A 6,493-nucleotide genomic window follows, 5' to 3' on the forward strand; every position below is an offset into this window, starting at 1 on the left:
CCGGTTCGGCGGCTCAAACCGCCTGTTCCAGGTCGGTGAGGGCGGTGTCCAGATGGGTCAGGATGCGCTGCAGACTGGGTAGTGAACGCCGACAGCCGAGCACGCCGAATTCGATACTGCCCGCGTAGCTGGTCAACGTGATGTTCAGCGCCTGACCGTCCAGCAACAGGGACATCGGGTAGATGCCCTCCAACCGTGCCCCGTTGAGGTACTGCGTGCTGCGCGGACCAGGCACGTTCGAGATGATCAGATTGAACGGTGGTTTGGTCCGCTCGGGCACGCCGGGGATCATCGCCCAGCTCAGTGGGGCGATCACCAGGCCACTGAAGAGCAGGAACTGTAGCGGCGTGAGCTCGGTCGCAAGCTGCTTACCCCGGCGCATCGATTCGTGTATTCGCCGCAGTCGCTGCGCGGGGTCGGGCTCCTCGGTGGCGAGATCGCAGAGTCCGGTGCCGATCGAGTTCCCGCCGACCTCGCCGCGAGCGCTGTAGCTCGGTGCGCGCATGGAGATCGGCACCATCGCGATCAGCGGGTCTTCCGGTAGCGCTGCCTGTTCGGTGAGGTACTGGCGCAGCGCTCCCGAGCACATCGCGAGTACGACGTCGTTCACCGATACTCGCGCGGCCTTGCTGACCGTGCGCAGCCGCTCGCCAGGCCAGGACTGCGCGGCAAACCGGCGGGCGCCGCCGATACCGACGTTCAGGATGCTTTTCGGGGCCTGCATCGGCAAGGTCGCGGTGTGCTCGCGCAGCACCTCGGTAGCCACCCGCAGGCCCGCTGGCGCGGTTCGGGTGAACTCGCCGAGCATGCTTGCCGCGGTTCTGGCGAGCGTGATCGGGTGCGCGCCGACCCCGGATTTGGTGCCTTGCTGGCCGTCCGCGGAAATCCACATTGGCGGGCGGCCACGCTCGGCCGGGTCGGTGGACAGCGAATCGCGCAGCTGCCGAATGGCGGTCACTCCGTCGGCGAGCGCATGGTGCACTTTGCTGTAGATCGCGAACCGGTCGTCCGAAAGGCCCTCGACGAGGTGCATCTCCCACAGTGGCCGGTGCCGGTCGAGCAGGCTGCCGTGCAAGCGGGAGGCAAGGGCAAGCAGCTCGCGTACCCTGCCTGGCCGGGGCAGCGCCGACAGTCGCACGTGATACTCCAGGTCGAGGGTGCTGTCCTCGGCCCATGCCCAGCTACCCAACGCTGGCAGCGGCCGTTGTGGTCGGCGCCGGAACAACCGCTTGACGTCCGGATAGCCGAGCATCTCCTGGTAGACCTCACTGAGGTAGTCCGGGCCGGCTCCCTCCGGTTTGCGGAACAGCTGCAGCCCACCGACGTGCATCGGGTGCTCCCGGGACTCGCCAAGCAAGAACACCGATTCGGTGGGTGGCATGAGTTCCATGGGCGCGCTCCTGGATTGTCGGGGCAGCAGCGTAGCGAGTGTACGTAGTCACCCGATGTGCTCATATCACCCAGCTATCCGGTCCATTATGGACCGTTCTGGTGCGCCGGTCGCGGGGTTCGCGATTTTTGTTAGGCTTACCTTAGTTGAGAGGGAGGTCCTGATGGCGGAGGCGCGTAAGACGCGGCAGGCGATACTGACCGTATTGCGTACCGAGCGGCTGAGTCCACATATGGTGCGCGTGGTGTTCGGCGGACCGGGATTCGGCGAGTTCGAGCCGAACGGGTTTACCGATGCCTATGTGAAACTGGTCTTTCCGTGTGCTGGGGTGCGCTATCCGGAGCCCTTCGATATCTCCGTGGTGCGGGCCGAGTATCCGCGCGAACAGTGGCCGACGACGCGGACCTACACCGTCCGCTACCACGACGCGGTGAACCAGGAGCTCGCGATCGACTTCGTATGGCATGGCGATAGCGGTCTCGCTGGTCCGTGGGCGGCCGCGGCCCAACCAGGCGATCAGCTGGTCGTCCTCGGGCCGGGTGGTGCCTACGCTCCTGATCCGACCGCGGACTGGCATCTGTTCGTCGGCGACGAGAGCGCGCTACCGGCGATCGGCGCCGCGCTGGAACGCCTCGCGACCGAGGCGCCCTCGGCTCGCGGGCAGGTGGTGCTCGAGGTGGCCGACGCGGCCGAAGAGCAGAAACTGGTCGCGCCGCCGGGCTGTTCGGTGACCTGGCTGCATCGCGGCGCAGACCCCGATGCGCTGCCAGCGGCGGTGCGCGCGCTCGAGTTTCCCGCCGGGCAGCAGCCGCAGGCTTTCGTGCACGGCGAGGCGGGCTTTGTCCGCGCGTTGCGGCGGCATCTGCTGAACGAGCGCGGGATGTCCAAGGAGGCGTTGTCGCTTTCCGGGTACTGGCGCAAAGGCAAGAACGAGGACGGCTGGCAGGCGGAAAAGGCCGCCGAGCGAGCCGCGGAACAGGCCGCGCGAGGCTAGGTTTCATCAGCCCGTTCCGCCCGAGCTATCTCGCTTATTGGGAAGCGTGTCTTGATATTTGGGCGCGCATGGCTCGCGCATGTCTAGGGTGGCGGTTATGTACCTGCATGGCCACCATGATTCGGTGCTGCGGTCGCACCGTTGGCGAACAGCGCGGAACTCGGCCGGGTATCTACTCGATCGATTGCGGCCGGGATGTCAGGTGCTGGACGTGGGCTGCGGTCCCGGCACGATCACCGCGGATATCGCCGAACTCGTCAATCCGGGTGCGGTGACGGCGATCGACCCCGAAGCCGAGGTGTTGGCCGAGGCGGCGGAGGCCGCGGCGCAACGTGGCGTGGCCAATATCGAGTTCGCGGTCGCGGATGTGTACCAGCTGGCCTACCCGGACGACTCCTTTGACGTCGTGCACGCGCACCAGGTGCTGCAGCATCTGCCCGATCCGGTCACGGCGCTGCGGGAGATGCGTAGGGTCTGCCGCCCCACGGGGGTGGTCGCGGTGCGCGACGCCGACTACGCCGCGATGACCTGGTTTCCGGAACATGCCGCGCTGGATGAATGGCTGGCCATGTACCGCGCGGTGGCGCGCTCGACTGGCGGCGAGCCGGATGCTGGGCGGCGGTTGCGCGGCTGGGCCGAACGGGCGGGTTTTGCGCAAGTCCGTTGTAGTGCCTCGGTCTGGTGCTATGCGACGGCGGAGGAGCTGGCCTGGTGGAGCGATCTCTGGGCGGAGCGGGTGACCCGATCCTCACTTGCCGGGAAGGCGGTGGCCGGCGGTGTCGCCAGCGAAGCTGATCTGGCCAGGATCGAGACCGGCTGGCGGGAGTGGGCGGCGGCCGAGGACGCGTGGTTCAGCGTGTTGCACGGCGAGGTACTCGCTTCGCCGTGAGCATCGCGGTATCCGTCAGTGACCGGATTGGCCTATATACTGCGATCGAACTGTCGGAACTGCGTTTCGCCTGACGGAACGCGTGGGCCAGAGGAGTCGCCGCGGATGGAGATCGCCGCCGCTGATGTGATCGTGACCTGCCCGGGGCGTAACTATGTGACGCTGCGGATAACCACCTCGGACGGCACGACGGGGATCGGTGACGCGACGCTGAACGGCCGTGAGCTCGCCGTTGTCGCCTACCTGCGGGAGCATGTGGTTCCGCTGCTGATCGGTAGGGATTCCGGGCAGATCAACGACATCTGGCAGTACCTGTACCGCGGCGCGTACTGGCGGCGCGGGCCGGTGACGATGACCGCGATCGCCGCGGTGGACTGTGCGCTCTGGGACATCCTCGGCAAGCGGGCCGGTATGCCGGTGCACCAGCTGCTCGGTGGCAAGGCGCGGGACGGCGTGCTGATCTACGGGCACGCCAGCGGGCAGGATGTCGACGAGCTACTCGAGGACGTGGCCAGCTACCTCGACAAGGGCTATCAAGCGGTACGCGTGCAGGCCGCCGTTCCCGGGCTGGACAGCACCTACGGCCTGCACCATCCCGGTACCGGCGCCACCTACGAGCCCGCGGACGCCCGGCTACCTACCGAGAACCGTTGGCACACCCCGGCATATCTGGATTTCGCGCCGGAGATGATGCGTGCGGTGCGGGAGCGCTTCGGCTACGACTTTCACCTGCTGCACGACGTGCATCATCGACTCTCCCCGCTGGAGGCCGCCCAGTTGGGCAGATCTCTCGAGCCGTACCGGATGTTCTGGATCGAGGATCCGACGCCGGCGGAGGATCAAGAGGCGTTCCGGACGATCCGGCAGCACACCACCACGCCCATCGCCGTTGGCGAAGTGTTCAACACCATCTGGGACTGCCAGCAGCTGATCACCAACCGGTTGATCGACTACATCCGGACGTCGGTTTCGCATACGGGCGGGATCTCGCATCTGCGTAAGGTTTTCGACCTCGCCGCGCTCTATGGCGTGCGAACCGGTTCGCACGGCGCGGGGGACCTGTCCCCGGTTTCCTTCGCCGCCGCGCTGCAGCTCGATGTCACCGTGCCGAACTTCGGGATCCAGGAGTACATGGGACATCTCGAACCGGCCAGTGAGGTGTTCCGTACCAACTACGAGTTCCGGGACGGTCGGATGTATCCGGGCGATGCGCCAGGGCTCGGGGTGGAGATCGACGAGGAAGCGGCCGCGAAGTACCCCTACCAGCCCAAGTACCTACCGGTGAATCGGTTGCTCGACGGCACGATGCACGACTGGTGAGGGGGCCCGGTATGGCACGCGTTCTCGCCATTGGTGAGTGCATGATCGAGCTGACCCATGTGGACTCGAACACGCTGGCGCTCGGGTATGCCGGCGATACCTTCAACACGGCCGTGTACCTGGCTCGGCTCACCGAGCCGGCAGCGGTACGGATCGCTTATCTGACCAGGGTCGGCGACGAAGGGTACAGCGCGGCGATGCTGGCCGCGATGACGGCGGAGGGGATCGACACCAGCCAGATCCAGCGAACTCCAGAAGCCCAGCCCGGTCTGTACCTGGTACGCACCGATGCCGCTGGCGAACGCAGTTTCACCTACTATCGTGCGCATTCCCCCGCGCGAGCGCTGTTCGACGGAACCAGAGCGATCGAGTTCGCCGCACTGTCCGAATGCGACGTCTGCTACCTTTCGGCGATCACCTTGCAGCTGCTCGGCGAGGCGGCACGGGAGCGGCTACTCGCCGAGCTGGCCAGTGCGCGGGCGCGCGGCGCGCGGATCGTGTTCGACGGGAACTACCGGCCGGCTGGCTGGCCGGACCCGGATACCGCGCGCGCCGCGTTGAACGCGATCTGGCCGACCGTTTCGGTGGCACTGCCGACCTTCGACGATGAACGCGAACTGCATGGCGACGCCGGGCCGGCGGATACGGTTGCTCGGCTGCGCGCGCACGGCGTGCCGGAGATCGTGGTCAAGGACGGTGCCCGAGGGGCTCTGGTGTGGACACCCAACGGTGAAATCGAGGTGCCCGCGGAACGGGTGGCTGAGCCAGTGGATTCCACCGCCGCGGGCGATGCCTTCAACGCGGGTTATCTCGCCGCCCGGCTAACCGGTTCGGCACCACCCGAGGCGGCCGCCGCCGGGCATGCGATCGCCGCGCGGGTGATCCAGCAGCCGGGCGCCATCCTGCCGGACACGTTGCTACCGCGCCGGTCGGCGCACTAGCCGCCCGGGCCGCTACCACTTCATCGCCCGGTCCAGTTCCCTTGCCAGGATCGGCGACATCGTCTTCAGGTACGTGGCGCTGAGGTGATTGTTGTCCATGTACACGTAGACGTTGCCGATCACCGGAGGACACGTGCGCTCTTCGCAGACGTAGTCGCTCATATCGATGAATCGCACGTTGTCCGGCACGTCCGGCATCGCCGCGTACGGCGGTTTCGGTGCGAGCACGGCGTCGCGTTGCGCGGCACAGCCGGGATCGTCCGCGCCGCGCTGATCGACGCAGTCCACTGGTTCGAACTCGAATCGCGGATTGTCCCGCATGCCGATCACCGGAATACCCGCCGCGTCCAGTTTGCGCCACTGTTCGACGAATCCCGGTGGGGTGTGCTCGGTGAGCCCTTCCCGAACCTCCCTCGTGGCCATGGTGAATACCGCATCCGGCTGCATATCGATGATTTCCTCGGCCGCGGCGGCATTCCAGTCGATACAGCCCTGACTGCCGCGGACCACTTCGGACCGAGTGGAGAACGGGCAGGCGCTGCGCAGCATCTCGACCAGCTGCCAGTTGCGTTCCTCGGCGATCGGGCGTAGCGCGGCAAGGTACTGCCTGCTGTGTGATTCGCCGACGACCACAATGCGTTTGCTCGGTTCGCCCGCTGTCGCACTGCGACAGAGGTTCAGTTCAGGGTTGCGCTCCGAGGGGGTGCAGTCGGTGCTCAGGCTGGACCAGTCGCTGGTGAGCGCGACCGGTGATGGCGCGAAGGACCCGTCATTCTCCGGTGTCTGCACGCTGCCGGTTCGGGCGATCGCGCCGGGATAGTCGGGGCTGTCCACCGCCTCGGCATAGGAACTGGCGCGCTCGTTGCCGAGCCATTGCCAGCTGGCGGCGATGAGGAGGACGGGGATGAGGGTGAGGATGCCGAAGCGGTAGGCGCCCCAGCGGGTGGTGGTGCCGATGG

Annotated in this window: 6 protein-coding genes; 4 read left to right on the forward strand and 2 right to left on the reverse strand. The window is 66.7% G+C overall.

The annotated features are described in order from the left end of the window. Positions 1-13: 13 nt before the first annotated feature. A complete protein-coding gene (locus EV191_RS23860; RefSeq protein ID WP_132879576.1) occupies positions 14-1,390 on the reverse strand; it encodes a WS/DGAT/MGAT family O-acyltransferase in 1,377 nt (458 codons plus the stop codon). Positions 1,391-1,553: 163 nt separating this feature from the next. Here EV191_RS23860 and EV191_RS23865 point away from each other — a divergent pair, with 163 nt between their 5' ends. From EV191_RS23865 to EV191_RS23880, 4 genes are all read left to right on the forward strand, one after another. After that, positions 1,554-2,384 carry a siderophore-interacting protein gene (locus EV191_RS23865; RefSeq protein ID WP_132879578.1) on the forward strand — a complete coding sequence of 277 codons (831 nt, stop codon included), beginning with the start codon at positions 1,554-1,556 and terminating at the stop codon, positions 2,382-2,384. Positions 2,385-2,481: 97 nt separating this feature from the next. Continuing rightward, positions 2,482-3,273, forward strand: coding sequence for a class I SAM-dependent methyltransferase (locus EV191_RS23870; RefSeq protein WP_243659185.1), 792 nt, complete (start codon positions 2,482-2,484; stop codon positions 3,271-3,273). 105 nt (positions 3,274-3,378) lie between these two features. Continuing rightward, positions 3,379-4,593, forward strand: coding sequence for a D-mannonate dehydratase ManD (gene manD / locus EV191_RS23875; RefSeq protein WP_132879581.1), 1,215 nt, complete (start codon positions 3,379-3,381; stop codon positions 4,591-4,593). An 11-nt stretch (positions 4,594-4,604) separates the two neighbouring features. Then, positions 4,605-5,534 (forward strand): sugar kinase, encoded by a 930-nt coding sequence (locus EV191_RS23880; RefSeq protein WP_132879582.1) that lies wholly within the window; start codon positions 4,605-4,607, stop codon positions 5,532-5,534. Between the two features lie 12 nt (positions 5,535-5,546). Here EV191_RS23880 and EV191_RS30200 read toward each other — a convergent pair. Then, the coding region (locus EV191_RS30200) for an SGNH hydrolase domain-containing protein (RefSeq protein WP_279388454.1) at positions 5,547-6,493 on the reverse strand (947 nt) is incomplete at its 5' end.

The organism is Tamaricihabitans halophyticus (assembly GCF_004340875.1).
In the GTDB taxonomy this organism is placed as follows: Bacteria; Actinomycetota; Actinomycetes; order Mycobacteriales; family Pseudonocardiaceae; genus Tamaricihabitans; species Tamaricihabitans halophyticus.

What these genes read in the sequence shown, in the direction of transcription:
- manD (WP_132879581.1), top strand. Translation starts at nt 3,379, where the DNA reads ATGGAGATCGCCGCCGCTGATGTGATCGTGACCTGCCCGGGGCGTAAC.
- EV191_RS23860 (WP_132879576.1), bottom strand. Translation starts at nt 1,390, where the DNA reads ATGGAACTCATGCCACCCACCGAATCGGTGTTCTTGCTTGGCGAGTCC.
- EV191_RS23870 (WP_243659185.1), top strand. Translation starts at nt 2,482, where the DNA reads ATGTACCTGCATGGCCACCATGATTCGGTGCTGCGGTCGCACCGTTGG.
- EV191_RS23880 (WP_132879582.1), top strand. Translation starts at nt 4,605, where the DNA reads ATGGCACGCGTTCTCGCCATTGGTGAGTGCATGATCGAGCTGACCCAT.
- EV191_RS23865 (WP_132879578.1), top strand. Translation starts at nt 1,554, where the DNA reads ATGGCGGAGGCGCGTAAGACGCGGCAGGCGATACTGACCGTATTGCGT.